At 64.1% G+C, this 21,041-nt stretch carries 15 protein-coding genes; 6 read left to right on the top strand and 9 right to left on the bottom strand.

Translation table 11 applies throughout. The annotated features are described in order from the left end of the window. Positions 1 to 137 precede the first annotated feature (137 nt). Positions 138 to 1,091, bottom strand: a complete 954-nt coding sequence (locus tag RID11_RS09705; RefSeq protein ID WP_350138248.1) for a radical SAM protein — start codon at positions 1,089 to 1,091, stop codon at positions 138 to 140. 158 nt (positions 1,092 to 1,249) lie between these two features. Between RID11_RS09705 and zwf the strand changes: the two genes are divergently transcribed. From zwf to RID11_RS09685, 4 genes are all read left to right on the top strand, one after another. After that, positions 1,250 to 2,704 (top strand): glucose-6-phosphate dehydrogenase, encoded by a 1,455-nt coding sequence (gene zwf / locus RID11_RS09700; RefSeq protein WP_350138245.1) that lies wholly within the window; start codon positions 1,250 to 1,252, stop codon positions 2,702 to 2,704. Beyond that, positions 2,701 to 3,372 carry a 6-phosphogluconolactonase gene (gene pgl, locus RID11_RS09695; RefSeq protein WP_350138241.1) on the top strand — a complete coding sequence of 224 codons (672 nt, stop codon included), beginning with the start codon at positions 2,701 to 2,703 and terminating at the stop codon, positions 3,370 to 3,372. Before zwf ends, pgl begins: the two co-directional genes overlap by 4 nt. 14 nt (positions 3,373 to 3,386) lie before the next feature. Then, a complete protein-coding gene (gene pgi, locus RID11_RS09690; RefSeq protein ID WP_350138239.1) occupies positions 3,387 to 4,967 on the top strand; it encodes a glucose-6-phosphate isomerase in 1,581 nt (526 codons plus the stop codon). Between the two features lie 539 nt (positions 4,968 to 5,506). Further along, the gene (locus RID11_RS09685; RefSeq protein WP_350138237.1) at positions 5,507 to 5,782 is read left to right on the top strand and encodes a glycine zipper 2TM domain-containing protein; all 276 of its coding nucleotides are present in this window, start codon (positions 5,507 to 5,509) and stop codon (positions 5,780 to 5,782) included. Between the two features lie 71 nt (positions 5,783 to 5,853). Here the strand turns inward: RID11_RS09685 and eno are convergent, their stop codons facing one another. The 8 genes from eno to RID11_RS09645 form a co-directional block, all read right to left on the bottom strand. Then, positions 5,854 to 7,128: a phosphopyruvate hydratase gene (eno, locus tag RID11_RS09680; protein ID WP_350138235.1), complete on the bottom strand. Its 1,275-nt coding sequence runs from the start codon at positions 7,126 to 7,128 to the stop codon at positions 5,854 to 5,856. An 84-nt stretch (positions 7,129 to 7,212) separates the two neighbouring features. After that, on the bottom strand, positions 7,213 to 8,187 hold the full coding sequence (locus RID11_RS09675) for a glutathione S-transferase family protein (protein ID WP_350138232.1): 975 nt from the start codon (positions 8,185 to 8,187) through the stop codon (positions 7,213 to 7,215). A 388-nt stretch (positions 8,188 to 8,575) separates the two neighbouring features. Beyond that, the gene (gene ptsP, locus RID11_RS09670) at positions 8,576 to 10,819 is read right to left on the bottom strand and encodes a phosphoenolpyruvate--protein phosphotransferase (protein WP_350138229.1); all 2,244 of its coding nucleotides are present in this window, start codon (positions 10,817 to 10,819) and stop codon (positions 8,576 to 8,578) included. Between the two features lie 67 nt (positions 10,820 to 10,886). Continuing rightward, positions 10,887 to 12,125: an aspartate kinase gene (locus RID11_RS09665; RefSeq protein ID WP_350138228.1), complete on the bottom strand. Its 1,239-nt coding sequence runs from the start codon at positions 12,123 to 12,125 to the stop codon at positions 10,887 to 10,889. 90 nt (positions 12,126 to 12,215) lie between these two features. Further along, positions 12,216 to 13,751 (bottom strand): Ppx/GppA family phosphatase, encoded by a 1,536-nt coding sequence (locus RID11_RS09660; protein WP_350138225.1) that lies wholly within the window; start codon positions 13,749 to 13,751, stop codon positions 12,216 to 12,218. A 50-nt stretch (positions 13,752 to 13,801) separates the two neighbouring features. Then, positions 13,802 to 15,976, bottom strand: a complete 2,175-nt coding sequence (locus RID11_RS09655; protein ID WP_350138222.1) for an RNA degradosome polyphosphate kinase — start codon at positions 15,974 to 15,976, stop codon at positions 13,802 to 13,804. 49 nt (positions 15,977 to 16,025) lie between these two features. Next, positions 16,026 to 16,700: a P-loop NTPase family protein gene (locus tag RID11_RS09650; protein ID WP_350138220.1), complete on the bottom strand. Its 675-nt coding sequence runs from the start codon at positions 16,698 to 16,700 to the stop codon at positions 16,026 to 16,028. Beyond that, a complete protein-coding gene (locus RID11_RS09645) occupies positions 16,700 to 17,767 on the bottom strand; it encodes an AI-2E family transporter (protein WP_350138217.1) in 1,068 nt (355 codons plus the stop codon). The genes RID11_RS09650 and RID11_RS09645 overlap by 1 nt, the downstream gene beginning before the upstream one ends. Positions 17,768 to 18,176: 409 nt before the next feature. On the opposite strand from RID11_RS09645, the gene RID11_RS09640 reads away from it, so the two are divergent. Continuing rightward, on the top strand, positions 18,177 to 19,502 hold the full coding sequence (locus RID11_RS09640; RefSeq protein ID WP_350138215.1) for a hypothetical protein: 1,326 nt from the start codon (positions 18,177 to 18,179) through the stop codon (positions 19,500 to 19,502). 182 nt (positions 19,503 to 19,684) lie between these two features. Further along, positions 19,685 to 21,040: a proline--tRNA ligase gene (gene proS / locus RID11_RS09635; RefSeq protein ID WP_350138212.1), complete on the top strand. Its 1,356-nt coding sequence runs from the start codon at positions 19,685 to 19,687 to the stop codon at positions 21,038 to 21,040. Position 21,041: the final 1 nt, after the last annotated feature.

The raw sequence follows: 21,041 nt of genomic DNA, 5'->3' as shown, positions 1-21,041 counted from the left end.
GGGACGCGCTTTGCAAAGCGCGTCCAAGGCGTTTGGAAACGCCTTGTGGTGCGAGCCGTGGGGGTGTGGTGCGACACGCGCTTTGCAAAGCGCGTGGCAAGGTGTTTGCAAACGCCTTGTGCGTTGGTTGGGCCGGGTTAGCCCGAGCAGCTGGCCCCGCCGAGGACGCAGAACTTGGCGCAATGCGGGTGGTTGAGGGCGACATCGCGCTCGGCCTCTTCGAGGCTCTCGCCCATCTCGAATTCCGGCGCATAGGGCAGCAGCGTGCAGGCCAGCACCGCCGGTTTCTCGGCCCCCTTACGTTTCACGACCATGCGCGAGGAGGCGCACATCACGTCGCGCGGTGACTTGCCCAGGATATCCCAGCAGGCGGTGGTGATCTCGGGGACCTCGGCGCTCTCGTCCATCTCGGGAAAGAGCACGGTCGCGGCGGGATCATGGGCGTCGATCTCGAACCCGTGTTCGGCATAGAGCCGGGCATAGCCCGCACGCGATTCTGTCTCGGTCTCGCCCCAGACGGTGCGGCCGGCCACGGTCATGCGGATGCCGTTGTCGCGCAGCCAGCACATCCCGTCGATGGTCCGGGCAAAGGTGCCCGGCCCGCGTTCCTCGTCATGGCAGGCCTCGGACCAGTGATCGACCGAGATGCGCAGGGTCAGCCTGTCGCGCCATGTCTGCGCCAGATCGAGCAGGCCCGCGCGCATCGTCTTGCGCATCATCGGGCGCATCGCGTTGGTGAGGATCAGCACCTCATAGCCCGCTTCCAGAGCCGCCCGTGCCATGCCGATCATCTGCGGGTTCATGAACGGCTCGCCGCCGGTGAAGCCGACCTCTGTCACCGGCCAGTCGCGCGCGCGGATCTGGTCGAGATAATCGCGCACCTCCGATTCGGTGATGTAGACGAGCGCGTCATTCGTCGGTGAGGACAGGATATAGCAATTCCGGCATTCGATGTTGCACAAGGTCCCGGTGTTGAACCACAGCGTTTCAGGATGGCTGAGCGGCACAGTAGCGCGCGGCTGACCATCAGCGGTGCGTGCGGCATCCTGAAACTTGCCTTGATTGGCGGGGATATTGAGGCTGTCTTTCATGCGTTGGATCGCTCCTTTCCGGATATGTGTGAGCTATCTCTCACGATCTGGCAAGGGAAGGGCGCTGACGCCATTGTGAAGCCGCAGCGACATGTTACAGTCGTGCCGATACGCGCACCGCCCAAGAGATGGGCGCGCGGCAATCTGAGGAGACAGGCATGGCGTCTCGGGTGATCCCGGTCGATCCGTTCGATCTGGTGGTGTTCGGCGGTACGGGCGATCTGGCGCGGCGCAAGATATTGCCGGCGCTCTTTCGCCGCTATGTCGCCGGTCAGATCGAGGGCGATGTGCGCCTGATCGGGGCCGCGCGCAGCGAGATGGATGCAAAGGCGTATCGCGAGATGGTGCGCGAGGCGATCCTTGAATTCGGTGGCGAGGAGGCGGGCCGCAAGACCGATCTCGCGGGGTTTCTCAAGATGCTGGATTACGTGACCCTTGATGCCAAGGGCACGCAGGGCTGGGCCGATCTGGCGGCCAAGATGCGCGCCGATCGCATCCGCGCGTTCTATTTCTCGGTCGGCCCGTCGCTCTTCGGCGATCTGGCCAAGCGGTTGCACAAGCACGGCATGGCCGATGACGAGAGCCGCATCGTGGTGGAAAAACCCTTTGGCCGCGACCTGGAGACCGCCCGCGCCCTCAACCGGACGCTGGCGCGGCATTTTCATGAGGGGCAGATTTACCGGATCGACCATTATCTCGGCAAGGAAACCGTGCAGAACCTGATGGCGATCCGGTTTGGCAATGTCCTCTTTGAGCCGCTGTGGAACAGTCAGTATGTGGATCATATCCAGATCACCGTGGCCGAGAGCGTGGGCGTCGGCGGGCGCGGCGATTACTATGACAGTTCGGGCGCGATGCGCGACATGGTGCAAAATCACATGATGCAGCTGTTGTGTCTCATCGCGATGGAGCCGCCCGCCAAGTTTGAGCCCGATGCCGTGCGCGACGAAAAGCTCAAGGTCATTCGCGCGCTCGACCCGGTGGAGCCGGAGAGCGTCGTGCGGGGCCAATATGAGGGCGATGACGCGCAACCGGGTTACCGCGCGCAGATCGGCAATGCCGACAGCCTGACCGAGAGTTTCGTGGCGCTGAAGGTGCATATCAGCAACTGGCGCTGGGCGGGCACGCCGTTTTACCTGCGCACCGGAAAGCGCCTCAAGGAGCGCGCGAGCGAGATCGCGGTGATGTTCAAGGACGCGCCGCATTCGATCTTCGGCGCCGATGCTGGGCGGCATCACAACATCCTGACGATCCGGTTGCAGCCCAATGAGGGGATCGAACTGGGTGTCACGATCAAGGAACCGGGGCCGGGCGGCATGCGTTTGATCGACGTGCCGCTCGATATGACCTTTGCAGAAGCATTGGGACCCGAGGAGGCGGATTTCCCGGATGCCTATGAGCGGCTGATCATGGATGTGATCCGGGGCAATCAGACGCTCTTCATGCGCGGTGACGAGGTCGAGGCGGCCTGGGCCTGGACCGATCCGGTCATCGCCGAGTGGGACGAGCAATCAGATGCGCCATTGCCCTATGCGAGCGGCTCTTCGGGGCCGGATGACGCGCTCATGCTGATGCATCGCGACGGGCGGCGCTGGCGGGAGATACGACCATGAACATCATCGATTATCCGGATGCCGAAATGCTGGCCATTGGCCTTGCCGATGAACTGGCAAGCGCCCTGCGCACCGCGCTTGCCAATGAGGAGCGCGTGCTTTTCGTGGTGCCCGGCGGCACGACGCCGGGCCCGGTCTTCGATGCGCTGTGTGAGACCGGGCTCGATTGGGACCGGGTGGATGTGCTCTTGAGCGACGAGCGCTGGCGGCCCGAGGTGCATGTGCGCTCCAACACACGGCTGATCCGCGAGCGGCTGCTGACCGGGCGTGCGGCGGCGGCGCGTTACCTGCCGCTTTATGCCAAGGCGCAAGACCCCGAAGAGGTGCTGGCGGAACTGGAGGCCAATATCTCGCCCGCGTTGCCGATTGATGTCTGCCTGTTGGGGATGGGCGAGGACATGCATACCGCGTCGCTCTTTCCCGGGGCCGACAATCTGGAGGCGGCGCTTGAGCGGCGCGCGCCGATCCTTGTGCCGATGCGCGTCGACGGGGAAGAGGAGCCGCGCGTGACGCTGTCGGCACGGGTGCTGAACGGGGCGGTGGCCAAGCATCTGGTGATCACTGGCGACAAGAAGCGCCGCGCGGTGGAACGCGCGCAGCATACGCGGCCCGTGGAGGCCCCGGTCGCCGCCGTGCTGGACGACATGACCGTGCATTGGGCACCGTGACGGAGGCGGCTGGCATGTGGGCAGAGGTGGAGCGTGCGGCTGAGGCTGCGGCAGGGAGCAGTATTGCCGATTTGTTCGAGACGGCAGGTCGCGCCGAGGCGTTTTCCGTGCGCTTTGACGGGATGCTGCTGGATTATTCCAAGACCGCACTCGATGAGGCGGCGCGCGATGCGCTGTTGCGTCTGGCCGGGGCGGCGGGCGTTGCGGAGCGCCGCGCGGCGATGTTCGACGGGCAGCCGATCAACGAGACCGAGGGGCGCGCCGTGCTGCATACCGCGCTGCGCAATCTTTCGGGCGGGGCTGTTACCGTGGACGGTGAAGACATCATGCCCGGCATCCACGCCACCCGCGCCCGGATGGCCGCGTTTGCCGAGGAGATCCGGCAGGGGCCGATCACCGATGTGATCAATATCGGCATCGGCGGCTCCCATCTCGGCCCCGAGATGGCGGTGCGCGCGCTCAAGCCTTATCACGACGGGCCGCGCTGTCATTTCGTCTCGAACGTGGACGGGGCGGATATCGCCGACGCGCTGCGCGCGCTCGATCCGGCGACCACCTTGGTGATCGTCGCCTCCAAGACCTTTACCACCATCGAGACCATGACCAATGCCGCCACCGCGCGGGCGTGGATGGAGCGCGCGGGCGTCGATCCGGGGCGGCAATTCGCCGCCGTCTCCTCGGCGCTGGACAAGACCGCCGACTGGGGTATCGACCCGGCTCGTGTCTTTGGCTTTGGCGATTACGTGGGCGGGCGCTATTCGGTCTGGGGGCCGATTGGCCTGCCGCTTATGATCGCCATCGGGGCGGAGCGGTTCGAGGAATTCCTGACCGGGGCCGAGGCAATGGATCGGCATTTCCGCGATGCCGCGCCGCTGGAGAACATGGCAGTGATGCTGGCGCTGGTCGGGCTGTGGCATCATCAGGGCATGGGATACGCCACCCGCGCGGTGTTGCCCTATGATCAGCGTCTGGCGCGGCTGCCCGCCTATCTGCAACAGCTGGAGATGGAGAGTAATGGCAAGCGGATGCGCATGGACGGCGCGCCGCTCACGCGCCCCGCGGGCCCCGTGGTCTGGGGCGAGCCGGGCACCAATGGGCAGCACGCCTTCTATCAGCTGATCCATCAGGGCACGGCCGTGGTGCCCTGCGAATTCCTCGTTGCGGTCGAGGGGCATGAGCCTGAACTGGCGCAGCATCACCGGCTGCTGGTGGCCAATTGCCTGGCGCAATCCGAGGCGCTGATGCGCGGGCGCGGGATCGACGAGGCCCGCGCCCTGATGCGCGAGGCCGGGTTTTCCGGGGCCGAATTGGAACGGCAGGCCGCACACCGGGTGTTTCCGGGCAATCGGCCCTCGGTCACGCTGATCTATGACCGGCTGACGCCCCGGCGGCTGGGGCAGATCATCGCGCTTTATGAACATCGCGTCTTTGTCGAGGGGGTGATCCTGGGGATCAATTCCTTCGATCAATGGGGGGTGGAACTGGGCAAGGTTCTGGCGGGCGAGATGGTGCCGCTGCTGGAGGGGAGCGACACCACCCGCAAGGACGGCTCAACCCGTCAACTGGTCCACTTCTGCAAATCATACACGGGCTGAGCCGCCTCCCCCCGGGAGTGGGGGCATTGATACCCTCCGGGGGATTGGCGTGTATCTGAACCATCGGAACTCGGAAACGTACACGCCACTGGGTCACACATGCGCGCACCGCACAGGTCTTGGCCCCGTTCAAGCGCGTCATTCGGGATGCCGCGCGAGGCCGGCACCGCAGCCCATTCGGCGGCGCACATCAGGAGTCACGTCTGGCGCGGGGGAGAGTTTCAGGACAGCGGAGATTTTTTGGGCCGTTATGCGTGAAGGCCCCATGATGGAGTGTGGGGTGAGGGTGGCCATAAGCGGCGGCGTGCAAGCACGCCTTGGTTCCGCGCGGGGGCAAAGTCAAATCGAAGCTTCAGGCCACGCCCTTCTCCCGCTCGCTTGGCACCGTGCTGCATGACCAGCCGATTATTGCCGAAGCCTTTTGGGCGGCGATGGAACATGTGCGCGGGGTTGCGCGTTGCAGCGTCGTGAGGTGGCCCAATGTGCCGCCCCGGCGGGTGCCGCAAGGGCCTGCCGTGTACCAGAGAAAGGAGATCGGAATGAAACTTTGGATGCTTCTCGCCGCAGGTCTGACCACGCTCGCACTCGGGGCCTGCGCGAACATGTCAACCGAGGGGCGCACCGTTGCCGGGGCCGCAGGCGGGGCCGCTGCTGGCCTGATCGCCGCCGAGGTGCTTGACGCCGATGACGATTGGCGAGTGATCTCCGCGCTTGGTGGGGCGGCTGCCGGGACGGTCGTGGCGCAAAACAGGCAGAACGGCAATTGCGCCTATGCGCGCGGTGATGGCACCTATTACACGGCGCCCTGCCGCTGATATCTGGATTGACGAAGAAAACGGGCCGGGCTTTGAGAGAGCCCGGCCCGTTTGGCTAGCAGCGACGTTGGTTAACGCAGGATCGAGCGGCCCGCGTATATTGCGGTCTCACCGAGCATTTCCTCGATCCGGATCAGTTGATTGTATTTCGCCAGCCGGTCCGAGCGGGCGAGCGAGCCGGTCTTGATCTGCCCGCAATTGGTGGCGACGGCCAGATCGGCGATGGTGGCATCTTCGGTCTCGCCCGAGCGGTGCGACATGACGTTGGTCATGCGCGCGCGATGCGCCATCTCGACCGCCTGAAGCGTTTCGGTGAGCGAGCCGATCTGATTGACCTTGACCAGCATAGAGTTGGCCGCGCCCCTCTCGATGCCCATGGCGAGGCGCGTGGGGTTGGTGACGAAAAGATCGTCGCCGACCAGTTGCACCCGGTCGCCGATGGCCTGCGTGAGGGCCACCCAGCCGTCCCAGTCATCCTCGGAACAGCCGTCCTCGATCGAGATGATCGGGTAGTCGTTCACCAGGCTTTGCAGGTAGGCGACATTCTCGTCGCTCGAGAGGCTCAGCCCCTCGCCGGAAAACTCGTATTTGCCGCCCTTGTAATACTCGGTCGCGGCGCAATCGAGGGCGAGGCAGATGTCGTCGCCCGGTGTGTAGCCCGCCTTTTCGATGGATTTCAGGATGAAGTCGAGCGCGTCGCGGGTCGAGGACAAGGCCGGGGCAAAGCCGCCCTCGTCGCCCACGCCGGTGGCGAGGCCCGCCGCCGACAGTTCCTTTTTCAGGGTGTGGAACACCTCGGCGCCCATGCGCACCGCGTCGCGGATGTCGGAGGCGCTGACCGGCATGATCATGAATTCCTGAATGTCGATCGGGTTGTCGGCATGTTCGCCGCCATTGATGATGTTCATCATCGGCACCGGCAGGGTGCGCGCCGAGGTGCCGCCGACATAGCGATAGAGCGGTTGGCCGGAATAATCCGCCGCCGCCTTGGCGACCGCGAGGCTGACGCCGAGGATCGCGTTGGCGCCCAGACGGCCCTTGTTGGGGGTGCCGTCGAGTTCGATCATCGTCATGTCGACGGCGACCTGCTCGGTGGCGTCCATGCCGAGAAGTTCCTCGGCAATCTCGCCATTGACCGAGGCGCAAGCCTCCAGCACGCCCTTGCCGAGGTAGCGGGCGGCGTCGCCGTCGCGCCGCTCCACCGCCTCATGCGCGCCGGTCGAGGCCCCCGAGGGCACCGCCGCACGGCCCATGGTGCCATCTTCGAGCGTGACGTCCACCTCGACCGTGGGGTTGCCCCGGCTGTCGAGAATTTCGCGGGCATGGATGTCGATGATACTGCTCATGGGCGGGAATCCTTGGACCAAATTGCGTTGCAGGTGCCTTAGCAAGTTTTCCCGGTTTTGCAAACGCGGCACGCGAGCCCGCGATCAGCCGCGCCCGTGCGGTGCGTCGTAATCGGGGCGCGGGTTGATCGGGATGATCCGGTTCGGATTGATGGTGTCATGGCTGTAATGGTAGTGCCGCACGATGTGGTCGAAATCCACCGTCTCGCGCACGCCGGGCCATTGGTAAAGTTCGCGGACATAGCCCCAGAGATTGGGGTAATCGACGATCCGGTGGCGGTTGCACTTGAAATGCAGATGATAGACGGGATCGAACCGGATGAGGGTCGTAAAGAGCCGCCAGTCCGCCTCGGTCAGCCTCTCGCCCATCAGGTAGCGGTTCTGCGACAGGTGCTCTTCCAGCCAGTCGAGGCTGTCGAAGAGCGGATAGACGGCGGCCTCGTAGGCCTCTTGTGAGGTGGCGAAGCCGGATTTGTAAACGCCGTTGTTGACGGTGTCGTAGATGCGCTCGTTGACCGGCTCGATGGCGTCGCGCAGGTCCTTGGGCCAATAGTCATCGGTATTGCCGGTGATCCCGTCAAAGGCCGAGTTGAACATGCGGATGATCTCGGACGACTCATTCGAGACGATGGTCTCGCGCTCGGTATCCCAGAGGATCGGCACCGTCACGCGGCCGGAAATCTCGGGATCGGCCTTGAGATAGATGTCGCGGGCATAGGGCAACCCGTAGAGCCGGTCGCCGGTGGCGCCGGCAAAGTCGGTGCGGAATTCCCAGCCTTCGGACAGCATGTCGGGATGCACGACCGACACGCCTATGTGATCCTCCAGACCGTTGAGGCTGCGAAAGATCAGGGTGCGATGGGCCCAGGGGCAGGCATAGGCGACGTAGAGGTGGTAGCGCCCGCTTTGCGCCTTGAAGCCGCCCTCGCCCGAGGGGCCGGGGCTGCCATCCGGGGTGATCCAGTTGCGGAACTTTGCGGTCGAGCGGACGAATTTGCCGCCAGTCGATTTGGTGTCGTACCAGGTGTCGTGCCAGATGCCGTTGACCAGTTGGCCCATGATGATGGTCTCCTTCTTTGGTCGGAAGGTAGGGTGCTAGGACGGCAGGGATAAGCCATAGCACCGCGCAGGGGGCGTGCAGGGGTGCACAGGGGGGATTTGGTCGGGGGTGCGCCTTGAGGGGACCTTTGGTGTTAACGAGATGAGCCGCGCGGTGCCCGACCGCCGGGTGGGCGCAGCAACCTCGGTGGACCGCACTTTATGCCAGCCAAACACGTCCGCGTTTTCAATAGCTTGAGACGTTGCAAAAGCGCCCGCCCGAGGGGGCGGTCGGGCGCTGCGCGGCGGTGCCTGCGGCACCTTGATTCCGCGCATTGGTACTAGATGGCAACGGCAGCTTCAGGCCACTCCCACCGCACATCACGATCCAGCAGGCACCAACCCCCCATCACAACTTCCCGCGCAGATACTCCATTACGGCGGGGCGCACGCTTTGCGCGCCGGCGCTGCGTTCGGCGTGGATCACGTCGCGCAATTCGCCAAGGTCGATGCGGCGCAGCACGCTCTTGACCGGGCCGATGGAGGCCGGACGCATGGAAAGCGTGCGAAAGCCTATGGCAGCGAGGCAGGCGGCCTCGACCGGGCGGCCTGCGTCCTCGCCGCAGAAACTGAGCGGAGTGTCGAGCGTGGCGCAGCGATAGACGATGCCTTCGAGGAAGTTGAGAAAGCTGACGTTGAGCGTGTCATAGCGGCGGCGCACGCGCTCGTTCTCGCGATCGGCGGCGAAGAAGAACTGCTTGAGGTCGTTGCCGCCCACCGAGAGGAAATCAACCTCGGAGTAAAAGCTGTCGGGCGCAAAGGCGAGCGAAGGCGTCTCCAGCATCGCGCCCACTTCGATCAGTTCGGGGATCGGATGGCCGAGAATGCGCTCGCGCTCCAGCGCCTTTTCCATCTCGGCGCGGGCGGCGGTGAATTCGTCGCGCTGCGCCACGAAGGGGAACATGATCGTCAGCGGCCGTCCCCGCGCGGCGCGGATGAGCGCCTGAAGCTGCATGCGCATGACGCCGGGTTTGTCCAGACCCACCCGGATCGCGCGCCAGCCCATCGCGGGGTTCGGCTCGTCGGTGGCCTTCATGTAGGGCAGCACCTTGTCGGAGCCGATATCGAGCGTGCGAAACACCACGCGCTGGTCCTTGGCCGCGTCCATCACGCGGGCGTACAGCTCCGACAGTTCGGCGCGCTTGGGCATATGGTTGCGAATGAGGAATTGCAATTCGGTCCGAAAGAGGCCCACCCCCTCGGCCCCCGAGCTTTCGAGGCTGGGCAGATCGGCCATCAGACCGGCATTCATCTTGAGCTTGACACGCGCGCCGCAGAGCGTCTCGGCGGGCTTGTCGCGGATCGAGGCGTAGCGCTCCTGCGCCTGTGCCTGCATCGCCATCTTGTCGCGAAACGCCGAGACGACCGAATCGTCGGGGCGCAGATGGGCGATGCCCTGATCGCCGTCGACCAGGATCAGATCGCCGTTGAGCGCCTCGGTGGTGACGCGGGCGGCATGAATGATCAGCGGAATGGCAAGGGCGCGGGCGACGATGGCGGCATGGCTGCCGACCGCGCCGTCCTCCAGCACGATCCCCTTGAGCGCGCGCCCGTAATCCAGAAGTTCGGCGGGGCCGATATTGCGTGCCACGAGGATCGGATCGGCGGGCATTTCCGCGCCGGTCTCGTGGCCCTGTCCGGTGAGGATGCGCAGCAGGCGATTGCTGAGATCATCGAGATCGTGGAGGCGCTCGCGCAGATAGGCGTCGCTGACCTGGCTCATCCGGGCACGGGCGGCGGATTGTTCCTTCTCCACGGCTGCCTCGGCCGACAGGCCACTGTCGATATTGCCCTCCATCCGGCGCATCCAGCCCTTGGAATTGGCAAACATGCGATAGGCTTCGAGCACGTCGAGATGTTCTTTCTCGCCGCCCCTGGCGGAACTGAGCATCCGGTCGACGCCGACGCGCAGTGCCTCCACCGCCTCGTGCAGGCGTTCGAGCTCGCGGGCGGGGTCTTCGGCGATCGGGTTGGTCACGACGACGCGCGGCTCATGCAGCCAGACATGACCCTGCGCCGCGCCTTCCTGTCCGCAGCTGCCGCGAAAAAGCACCGCCTGCTGGTGGCGTGCCGACATTGCCGCACCTTCGCCGACGAAGGCCCCGAGTTCGGCCATTTCCGCCAGCACCATGGCCACCACTTCGAGCGCGTAGATCTCTTCATCGGAGAACAGCCGCGCCTGTTTCGACTGCACCACCAGAACGCCCAGTTTCTCGCCGAGCCGTTGCACCGGCACCCCGGCGAACGAGGAATAGGCCTCTTCCCCGGTTTCGGGCATGTAGCGAAAGCCCTTGGCGGCGGGGGCGTTGTCGGTGTTGATCACCTCGCCCGCGCGCGCAACGCGCCCGACCAGACCTTCGCCCAGCTTCATTCGGGTCTGGTGCACCGCCTCGGCCTTGAGCCCTTCGGTGGCGCAGAGTTCAAGCGTGTCCTCGTCGCGAAAAAGGTAGATCGAGCACACCTCGGTGTGCATCTCCTCGGCGATCAGCCGGGTGATCTGGTCGAGCCGCGTCTGCCCGCCCGCATCCTCGGCCATGACCGCGCGCAGGCGGCCCAGCATCTGGCGGCTGTCGGTCTTGAAGCTGTCGCTCATGGGTGGCGGTCCCCCGGGGTCGTTTCAGGGCTGGCCCGCCCGGTGCGCCGATCACCCGCGCGCAGACTCAGGCCGATTTGTCCAACTCGAAGGCATCATGCAGTGCCTGAACCGCGAGTTCCATGTATTTCCGGTCGATCAGAACGGAAATCTTGATCTCGGAGGTTGCAATGACCTTGATGTTCACACCTTCGTCACTCAGCGTCTTGAACATCCGCGCCGCGACGCCCGACTGGCTGCGCATGCCGATGCCCACCGCCGAGACCTTGGCGACATCGGTGTCGGCGATCAGGTCGTGATAGTTGATCTGGCCCGCCTCCTTGGCCGCGTGCAGCGCCTTTTCGGCGCGTTTGACCTGATCGGTGGGGCAGGAGAAGGTCATGTCGGTGCGCCCCTCCTCCGAGATGTTCTGCACGATCATGTCCACGTTGATCCCCGCCTCGGATAGCGGGCCGAAGATGGCCGCCGCGATGCCGGGCCGGTCGGCCACGGAGATGAGGGTCATTTTTGCCTCGTCCCGGGAATAGGCGATGCCGCTTACGACGTTCGATTCCATGATTTCCTCCTCGGCGCAGACAAGCGTGCCGGCCTCATCCGTTTGTTCCTCGAAACTGCTGAGCACGCGCAGTTTCACGTTATAGCGCATCGCCAGTTCGACCGAGCGGGTTTGCAGCACCTTGGCCCCGAGCGAGGCCAGTTCCAGCATTTCCTCGAAGGCGATCCGGTCGAGTTTGCGGGCCTTGGAGGCGATGCGCGGGTCGGTGGTGTAGACCCCGTCGACATCCGTGTAGATGTCGCAGCGTTCGGCGTTGAAGGCCGCGGCAAAGGCCACGGCGGTGGTGTCGGAGCCGCCGCGCCCCAGCGTGGTGATGCGGCCCTCGGGGCTGATCCCCTGAAAGCCCGCAACCACGGCCACGCGCATGCCCTCATTGAACTTGGCGGTGATGTTCTCGGGCGGGATATCCTCGATCCGGGCGGAAGAATGCGACGAGTTGGTTTTCAGCGGCACCTGCCAGCCCTGCCAGCTGCGCGCGGGCACGTCCATTTCCTGCAAGGTCAGCGCCATCAGCCCGGCGGTCACGTTCTCGCCGGAGCTGACCACGGCGTCGTATTCGCGCGCATCGTAGAGCGGTGAAATCTCGCCCACCCAGTTGACCAGTTCGTTGGTCTTGCCGGACATGGCCGAGACGATGACAATGACGTCATAGCCCTTGGCGACCTCGACGCCGACGCGTTTGGCGGCGCGGCGGATGCGGTCGATATTGGCGACGGACGTGCCGCCGAATTTCATCACGAGAACGGGCATGCGCACTGTCCTGAGCCGTTTTTACCGGGCGGGGTTTACGCGGCGGCGCGAGGCGGCGCAAGAGGGCAGGTGACGCAGGGGCGTGCGCGGTCAACGCACCACGGCCTCGGCCCCGAGGGCCGAGGCAAGTGCGGCGAAGCGCGACCGTGCCACCTCGCCATAAAGCGGCGCGGCCTCGTCGGAGAGGTGCAGTTCGAGCATCTTCTTCTTGGGGAACCAGCGCAACTCGCCCAAGCGCGCGTTCTTTTTCAGCCAGAGCATCGCGGCGAAGCGCATCGCCTTGCCGACGATTTCGGCGTCATTCTTGTCCTTCTCGGAAATCAGGCTGTCGAGATCGGAAAAGCGGCTGTTCTCGCGCTTGTTGGAATAGCGGTGCAGCAGGGCAAGGCCGAGGAACACGCGCTCGGAATGCTTGAGCCCGCCGAGGTTGGCGCGGGTGGCGTTGTCGAAACAGACCTCGCCGCGGTAATCGGGATGGGCGCGCCAGCTGACATCGTGCAAGAGGCAGGCGGCGCGGATCAGGCGGCGGCGTTCGGGGCTGGCGGATTTGAAGAGCGGCAGCAGGAAGTGATAGATCACCTTGCCGAAGCCCGGCAGGCGGGCGTCCTTGTGCTCGGCGAAGCGGCAGGCCTCGATCAGCGGGTCGCGGTCGCGCAGGAGTTGCGGCATCTGCTCGTAGAGCAGGCCCTCGCGGATGCCGTAGCTGGAGACGGCGATGTCGCGCGGCTTGAAGGTCTTGAGCACCTCGCGCAGCACCTCTGCGGCCAGCGGCACCAGCGCGATACGGCTTGATGAGACGCCGGACGCATTGCGCAGCATGTCGAGATCGGTTTTCTCGATATGCTTGATTGTGGCGCGCAGATCGGCGGGGCGCATGCGGTATTCGTGCAGCACGTGGAGCGGATAGCCGCGCCGGGCCATGTCGATCTTGGCAATCGCGCGCCAGGAGCCGCCGACCAGAAACAGGCGGTTGCGCTGTTCGCCCAGTTCCTTCTGCATGGCGGCGAGCGTCTTCTGGATGTGTGTCTTGCGGGCCTTCTTGCCGCCTTTGAGATCGGCCAGCTTGAACGGCCCAAGCGGCGAGGAGATGCGCGCGCCGACCGTGCCGCCGTCGATCGCCGCAAGTTCCATCGACGAGCCGCCGATATCGCACACCAGACCGTAAGAGCCGGGCCAGCCCAGAAGCACGCCCTGCGCCGAAAGCCGGGCCTCTTCGCGCCCGTCGATGACCCAGAGTTTCAGGCCGGTTTCGCGTTCGACCTCGGCGCAGAACTCCGCCCCGTCCTCGGCGTCGCGCACCGCCGCCGTGGCGACGGCGACGAGCGGGCCGGTATCCATCCCCTCGCCCAGCATCTGGAACCGGCGCAGCGCCTCGAGTGCGCGCTTGCGCCCCTCGGGGTTGAGCCGCCCGGTTTCGGACATGCCGGAGCCGAGGGCGCACATGATCTTTTCGTTGTAGAAATAGGCCGGGCTGCGCGCCGCGCCGTCAAACACCACGAGGCGGACGGAGTTGGAGCCTACATCGACCACGCCCACCCGGCTGAGCGCGCGGGCTGTGTCGCTGTCGAAGAGCGGGCGGCCAAAGGGCCCGCCATCGGGTTCCGCAGGATCGTTGGTGCCGTCCATTTCAATCCCAGTCTCGTGCGCCCCCTCTATGCGACAGGGGCGCGCGCGGGTCAATCACCGGTATGGGTGAGTTTCGGCACATCCGACGCGCCCGCCGAGCCACGGCCCGACAGGGACGGGTTCTCCATGAAGAAGCGGTGGCAGTTGAAGGCGAATTCGCCTTCGGGCTTGACCATGCGTGAAAACGTGCCGTCTGGTGCCATCACCCAGCTTTGGGCGACATCGGCCATGTTGGCGGCCATCACCTGACTGACGATCTGTGCCTTGACGGTGGGGTTTTCGATTTCGACCAGCGTTTCCACGCGGCGGTTGAGGTTGCGCCCCATCCAGTCGGCGGACGAGATGAAGACCCGCGCTTTCTTGGAGGGCAGCCCTGCGCCGTTGCCATAGCAAACGATGCGCGAATGCTCCAGAAAACGCCCGACAATGGATTTGACGCGGATGTTCGAGGACAGGCCCTTGATGCCGGGGCGCAGCCCGCAGATGCCGCGCACCACGAGGTCGATCTTGACCCCCGCCTCGGAGGCGGCATAGAGCGCGTCGATCACATCCGGTTCGATCAGCGAATTCATCTTGGCCCAGATCGCTGCCGGACGCCCGGCGCGGGCGTGCTCGGCTTCCTTGCCGATCAGGTCGATCAGGCGGGGTTTGAGCGTGGTGGGCGAGATCGCCAGATTTTCGAGGCTGTCGGGCTGCGCGTAGCCCGAAAGGTAGTTGAACACCTTGGTGGCATCCCGTCCGAGGGTGGCGTCGCAGGTGAAAAAGCTCAGATCGGTATAGATGCGCGCGGTGATCGGGTGATAGTTGCCGGTGCCGTAATGCGTGTAGGTGACGAGGTTGTCGCCCTCGCGGCGGACCACGGTTGAAATCTTGGCATGAGTCTTGAGGTCGAGAAAGCCGTAGACCACATGCGCACCCGCCCGTTCCAGCCGCCGGGATTGCCGGATATTCGCGGCCTCGTCGAAGCGGGCCTTGAGTTCCACCAGCGCGGTGACGGATTTGCCGTCCTCGGCGGCCTCGCACAGCGCCTCGACGATGGGCGAGTTGCGCGAGGTGCGGTAGAGCGTCTGCTTGATCGCCACCACGTCCGGGTCGCGCGCCGCCTGTTGCAGGAAGCGCACCACCATGTCGAAGGTTTCGTAGGGGTGATGCAGCAGCATGTCCTTTTGCCGGATCGCGGCGAACATGTCGCCGTCATGGTCCTGCACCCGTTCGGGCACGCGCGGCGTGAACGAGGGCCACAGCAGGTCGGGGCGGGCGTCGAGCACCAGTTCCTTGAGATCGGCGAGACCGATCATGCCCTCGACCTCGACCACCTCGTCGGGGATGACGTGCAATTCCTCCATGATGACCGCGCGCAGGGCTTCGGGTGCCCCGGCGGAGATCTTCATGCGAACAACCTCGCCCCGGCGGCGGCGCTTCAGCGCCACCTCGAATTCGCGCACCAGGTCTTCGGCTTCGTCCTCGACTTCGAGATCGCTGTCGCGCAATACGCGGAAGGCGCAGTGCCCCTTGTACTTGTAGCCCGGAAAGAGGCTGGAGAGATGCAGGAGCAGCAATTCCTCGAGCGGCAGGACGCGGAATTCTCCCTCGGGGGCGGGCAGGGCGACGAATCGGTCAATCTGCTGCGGGATCGGCAGCAGCGCCTGCAACGGGCGCTTGTCGGATTTGCGTTCAAGTTGCAATGCCAGGCTATAGCCCAGATTGGGGATGAACGGGAACGGATGGGCCGGGTCGATGGCAAGCGGCGAGAGCACCGGAAAGACCTTGTGCAGGAACACGTCGGCCAGCACGTCCTTGTCGGCGTCGCTGAGCGAGGTGTGATCGAGAATCGCGATGTTCTCGGCCTCCATCTCGACGCGCAGCGCCTCGTAGGTGTCTTGCTGCGCCTCCAGCAGGCCGCGTGCGTTGTCGTTGATCAGCACGAGTTGCTCTGCGGGGGTCAGCCCGTCGGCGGCGGGCGTCGTGTTGCCCGCCTTGGCCAGTTCGCGCAGACCGGCGACGCGCACATTGTAGAATTCGTCAAGGTTGGTCGCGGAAATCGACAGGAAGCGCAGGCGCTCCAGCAGCGGCACACGGGGGTTCTGCGCCTCTTCCAGAACGCGCCAGTTGAAGCCCAGCCAGCTGAGTTCGCGGTTGAAGAACCGACCGGGGCCGGTGACGTCGAGATCGGGCAGGTCGACCGGCTCGGGAGCGGGGGATTTGAGAAAATCTGCGTTTGTCATGGCGGCCTTATGGCGTTGGCATGTAACGGTTGGGTGACGCAAGGTGGCGCTATTCACCGGGATTGTCCAGCACCCGTGCGGCAAGACTGCGGGTGATGGGCCGGGCGTCGGCAAGTGCCTGCGCGTCCAGCGCCTCGACGATGTCGCGGGCTGCCTCGAAGGATCGCTCGATGCGGCGGGCGAGATAGGGGATGGTGTCGGGGCTGGGGCTGAGCTGACGGTCGGCAAAGAGCTTCATCAGCACCGCCGAGAGCAGCGCATCGTCGGGTGCGCGCAACTCGGTCAGGAGCGTGCCCTGCATGCGGCTGGCAAGGTCGGGCAGGGTGAGGCCCCACAGATGCGGCGCGGTGCGCGCCGTGACAAGCAGCGCATGCCCTTCGGCGAGGGTCAGGTTGTGCAGGTGAAAGAGCGCGTCTTCGGCGGCGCGGTCACCGGCGATCAGATGGGCGTCCTCGACCGCGACGGGGCCTTGGGCGAGGGTGGGGATATCGGCCGCGGGCAGGTCATGCGCGCCGATGATGCGCCCGCCCGAGAGCGCCGCCCAGACATGGGTGAGGTGGGTCTTGCCCGCGCCTGTAGGCCCGGCGAGGATCAGCTTGCGCGAGGGCCAGCCCTGCCAGCCCTCAATCATCGCGACGGCCTCGGCATTGGCGGGCGAGACGAAGAAATCCTCGCGCCCCAGTGCCGGGCGCACGGGCAGATCAAAGCTCAACTGTTGGGCCATCACTCGTCGCCTTGGCTGTCGAGGCCGCGATAGAGGCGGCTCACCTTGTACTGGTCAAGCACGAAGCGGGTGATCACCCCGAGTGCCGCCGCCACCGGCACCGCCACCAGCATGCCGACAAAGCCGAAGAGCGTGCCGAAGGCCGACAGTGCAAAGATCAGCCAGACCGGGTGCAGCCCGACCGAGGAGCCGACCAGCTTGGGCGTGAGGAAATTGCCCTCGATCACCTGACCGGAGACGAAGATCGCGGCGACCAGCCCGATGCTGACCCAGTCGCCCCAGAACTGGAAGAGCGCGAGGCCGAGCGCCAGCGCGCCGCCGAGGATCGCCCCGACGTAAGGAATGAACGTCACCAGCCCTGCCAGCGCCCCCACCACGAGGCCGAATTGCAGCCCCACCAGCATCAGCGCCACCGCGTAATAGGTGCCGAGGATCAGGCAGACCGTGCCCATGCCGCGGATGAAGCTGGCCAGCGTGTCGTCGATCTGACCGGCAAGGCGGCGGATCACCGGGGCATGATCGCGCGGCAGCAGGTCGTCGATTTTCGCGATCATGCGGTCCCAGTCATAGAGCAGATAGACCGCGACCACCGGGGCCACCACCAGCAGCACCACGATATTGAGCAGCGAGGCGGCGGAGCTAAGTGCGGTTTGCAACACCTCTCCGCCCCGGTCGCGGATCGTCTCGCCAAAGGACGTGAGCGTCTGATGCGCGGCCGAGCCGGGATCGAACAGCGACGGGACATGCGTGCTCAGGAAATCCCGAAGGTCGCGGGCCAGTTGCGGCGCGGTCTCGAAGAGGGCAATGGCCTGGTTGACCAGCGTCGGGATCACCAGCAGCAGGGCGAGGGTAAAGAGCAGAATGGCCACCAGCGTGATCACCACGACCGCCGCCATACGGCTCAGCCCCATCCGCTCCAGCCGGTCGGCGACGGGATCGAGGAAATAGGCCAGCGCCCCGCCGATCACGAAGGGCAGGATCACATTGCCCAGAAACCACAGCAGCAGGATGAACACCGCCGTGGCGATGCCCCAGTATTTCGCCTGTTCCCTGACTGGCAATGCCATGATGCGCCTCTCGCATATTCCAGCACTTACATCGCCGTTTGTCCGGTGGGTTTCAAGTGCTCTCCAATCTCGCCACACGCTGGTGCGTGTAACACTTGGCGTCCGTCATCTTCGGGCCCCGACCCGAGGATCCCTTGGATCAAGGAGAAACCCGCCTTGGCGGGGATGATGTGCATAGGGGGCGGTCAGTCCACCGGCGCGGGCGGCGGCACATACCCCTCGGGATCGGCTTGCCACCTGCGCCCTTGGCTGAGTGGTCCCAGAGGGCTCCAACGGGGATAAAGGAAAGTGCATGCTCGCTGCTCGTTCTGTAAAGCGCTTGAGTTACAGCAAGAAGCGCGCAAACCTGTTTGCGGGGAACAATCCAATTGGGATTGGATAGATCCCGACGAGCTTGCGAGGAATTTCTATGGCGGCGAACACATACAGAATACGCAGATTAGATGATCGTGCGCTTTATGATCTCCTAATTCGGGGAAAGGAGCGCGCAGAGCAAGCGGCTCGGGCAGACGGTCTGAAAGGAAATGAAGTCTCCGCCACGCTTTCCTTTGCCGGGCCTCCATTGGTAGGAGCCTTGTCCTTTGAGGAAGGTGAGCCGGAATCCGGCAAGTATACCATAGTAAGGGCAACGCTTACGCTACAAACACACGATGAGAAAAGACAGGAATCAAGAAAGCCGTTTTTAATCCGTCGGGGTGATGAAGGTGAGTTGGACATCTTTGAGATTCCTCAGGAGTCAACTGGCGCTGCCGAAGCATCATGGCGGGACGGAAGAGGGCGTGCTGCTCTTTTAGGCGCACATGGGGTTTTGACGGATGCTCTTGCACCAGCAGCCAATGATCCGGGAGCAGAGGTAGGTCAACTGACTAACTTCGTGGCAAACATCGATACGTCGTTCCGCAGCTTCACTCAAGGACTTGAGACGGCTTTTCAAACCTTGGCGGACCAACGTGCAAAGGAGCAGGAGCACAACGATAAAGAACGAGAGCGACTTCGCAAAGAAAACGAGGGAGAAAGAAAGCGTCTTCTTGAAGCTGCACAGGGCGAAATTGAGGACAAGTCCACAATGCTTGATGAGCGCGAAAAGGAACTGGCTGACCGGGAGGCAGAGCTCTTAATTAAGAGCTACAAGGACGCGCGTCGGCAAATATTCAATAAGCTGCTGGAGGACCTTAAAGATCGAACCAAGGCTCCTTCGGCATCAATGTCTATTATTGCCATGCGGTGGATGATTTTCTTGACCCTCGGCATGGGCGGCATTGTCGCAGCAGCGTTCGCACTTGAGTCCATGACGCCTGATACATTGCCAGAGGGCGCGACGTCGTTCCAGATATGGACAGTTATCTTGAAGCCTATTGGCCTCTCGATTCTGGCACTGGGTTCATTTGCGGCTGCCGTGCAGTGGCTGCGTCATTTCTACACTCAGGACTTGAGGGATGCCATCGAGATACAACGCTTCGGGCACGACATGACCCGGGCTTCTTGGATTATGGAGGCCTACTTAGAAATGACCAAGGAACACGGTGTCGAAAATGTTCCTGAAAGCTGGATGCGAAATGTAACCGAAGGCATGTTTCAAGGCGACCGAGGACGACATGGGGTTGATGAAGCATCTCAAGCGCTTGCTGCCCTTCTCGGCATGTCTGCATCTGTTAAAGCAGGGCCCGATGGGCTCGAGGCCACCGTAGGGAAAAGAGGGTTGCGGAAACTCTCCGAGGCATCGCAGGGAGACTGAGCCGAACATGACCCACGCCCGTATTGAAGCAATACTCTTGACTGAGGCGGGGCCGGGTATCCTTTTCGTCACTCATAGCGCGCCGATGGCCGCCGAATTCGCGCCACAAACCGGTCGGTTGCCCGTTCCGGATTAATGCCTTAGACCGCGCCTTGACACCGTTTGACCGAGGAACTCCAAACATGCGTCTCAGCCGATATTTTCTGCCCGTCCTCAAGGAAACGCCTTCGGAGGCGCAGATCGCCAGCCACCGGCTGATGTTGCGCGCCGGGATGATCAAGCAGGCGACCGCCGGGATTTATTCCTGGCTGCCCTTGGGCTTCAAGGTGTTGCGCAAGCTGGAAAACATCGTCCACGAAGAGCAGGTGCGCGCGGGTCATGTGCCGATGCTGATGCCGACCCTGCAATCGGCCGACCTGTGGCGCGAGAGCGGGCGCTATGACGATTACGGGGCCGAGATGCTGCGCATCACCGACCGGCACGGGCGCGACATGCTCTATGGCCCCACCAACGAAGAGCTGATCACCGATATTTTCCGCGCCCATGTGGGCAGCTACAAGGACCTGCCGCTGACGCTCTACCATATCCAGTGGAAATTCCGCGACGAGGTGCGGCCACGCTTTGGCGTGATGCGCGGGCGCGAGTTCTTCATGAAGGACGGATATAATTTCGACCTGACGAAAGAGGACGCGCTGCACGCCTATAACCGCCACATGGTCAGCTACCTGCGCACCTATGAGCGGATGGGGCTGCAGGCGATCCCGATGCGCGCCGATAGCGGCCCCATTGGCGGCGACGACACGCATGAATTTCTGGTGCTGGCCGAAACCGGCGAGTCGGAGGTGTTCTATGACAGTGCGATCACCGATCTGAAGCTGGGCGAGCGCGTGGTCGATTACGACAGCCGCGCCGAATGCGAGGCCATCGTCACCGAATGGACGACGCCCTATGCCCGCACCGACGAGACCCATGACGAGGCGAAATTCAACGCCATCCCCGAGGCGCGTCGCCGGTCGAGCCGGGGCATCGAGGTGGGGCAGATCTTTTACTTCGGCACCAAGTATTCCGAGCCGATGGGCGCCACGGTGCAGGGCCCGGACGGCAAGTCCGTGCCGGTGCATATGGGCAGCCACGGTATCGGGGTGAGCCGCCTCGTGGGTGCGATCATCGAGGCGAGCCATGACGAGCGCGGCATCATTTGGCCCGAGGGCGTGACGCCGTTCCATGCCGGGATCGTCAATCTCAAGCAGGGCGACGCCGAGGCGGATGCCGCCTGTGAAGCGCTTTACGCATCGCTCACGGCGCTGGGGCTGGAGCCGCTTTACGACGACCGCGACGAGCGGGCAGGCGGCAAGTTCGCGACGATGGACCTGATCGGGCTGCCGTGGCGGATCACGGTGGGGCCGCGCGGCCTCAAGAACGGGGTGGTAGAACTGACCAGCCGTCGCACCGGTGAAAGCGAGGAATTGCCGCCTGAACAGGCGGTGGAGAAGCTGGCGCAGATCTATGCCGGGCACGTGCTGCGCCCTGCGTTCTGAG

This window comes from Roseovarius sp. (genome assembly GCF_040219995.1).
In the GTDB taxonomy this organism is placed as follows: Bacteria; Pseudomonadota; Alphaproteobacteria; order Rhodobacterales; family Rhodobacteraceae; genus Roseovarius.
Note: the sequence above shows the minus strand (reverse complement) of the source record. Positions and strands in the feature narration are given on the sequence as shown.

Coding starts and splice junctions, on each gene's coding strand:
- RID11_RS09705 (WP_350138248.1), bottom strand. CDS start 1,091: ATGAAAGACAGCCTCAATATCCCCGCCAATCAAGGCAAGTTTCAGGAT.
- zwf (WP_350138245.1), top strand. CDS start 1,250: ATGGCGTCTCGGGTGATCCCGGTCGATCCGTTCGATCTGGTGGTGTTC.
- pgl (WP_350138241.1), top strand. CDS start 2,701: ATGAACATCATCGATTATCCGGATGCCGAAATGCTGGCCATTGGCCTT.
- pgi (WP_350138239.1), top strand. CDS start 3,387: ATGTGGGCAGAGGTGGAGCGTGCGGCTGAGGCTGCGGCAGGGAGCAGT.
- RID11_RS09685 (WP_350138237.1), top strand. CDS start 5,507: ATGAAACTTTGGATGCTTCTCGCCGCAGGTCTGACCACGCTCGCACTC.
- eno (WP_350138235.1), bottom strand. CDS start 7,128: ATGAGCAGTATCATCGACATCCATGCCCGCGAAATTCTCGACAGCCGG.
- RID11_RS09675 (WP_350138232.1), bottom strand. CDS start 8,187: ATGGGCCAACTGGTCAACGGCATCTGGCACGACACCTGGTACGACACC.
- ptsP (WP_350138229.1), bottom strand. CDS start 10,819: ATGAGCGACAGCTTCAAGACCGACAGCCGCCAGATGCTGGGCCGCCTG.
- RID11_RS09665 (WP_350138228.1), bottom strand. CDS start 12,125: ATGCCCGTTCTCGTGATGAAATTCGGCGGCACGTCCGTCGCCAATATC.
- RID11_RS09660 (WP_350138225.1), bottom strand. CDS start 13,751: ATGGACGGCACCAACGATCCTGCGGAACCCGATGGCGGGCCCTTTGGC.
- RID11_RS09655 (WP_350138222.1), bottom strand. CDS start 15,976: ATGACAAACGCAGATTTTCTCAAATCCCCCGCTCCCGAGCCGGTCGAC.
- RID11_RS09650 (WP_350138220.1), bottom strand. CDS start 16,700: ATGGCCCAACAGTTGAGCTTTGATCTGCCCGTGCGCCCGGCACTGGGG.
- RID11_RS09645 (WP_350138217.1), bottom strand. CDS start 17,767: ATGGCATTGCCAGTCAGGGAACAGGCGAAATACTGGGGCATCGCCACG.
- RID11_RS09640 (WP_350138215.1), top strand. CDS start 18,177: ATGGCGGCGAACACATACAGAATACGCAGATTAGATGATCGTGCGCTT.
- proS (WP_350138212.1), top strand. CDS start 19,685: ATGCGTCTCAGCCGATATTTTCTGCCCGTCCTCAAGGAAACGCCTTCG.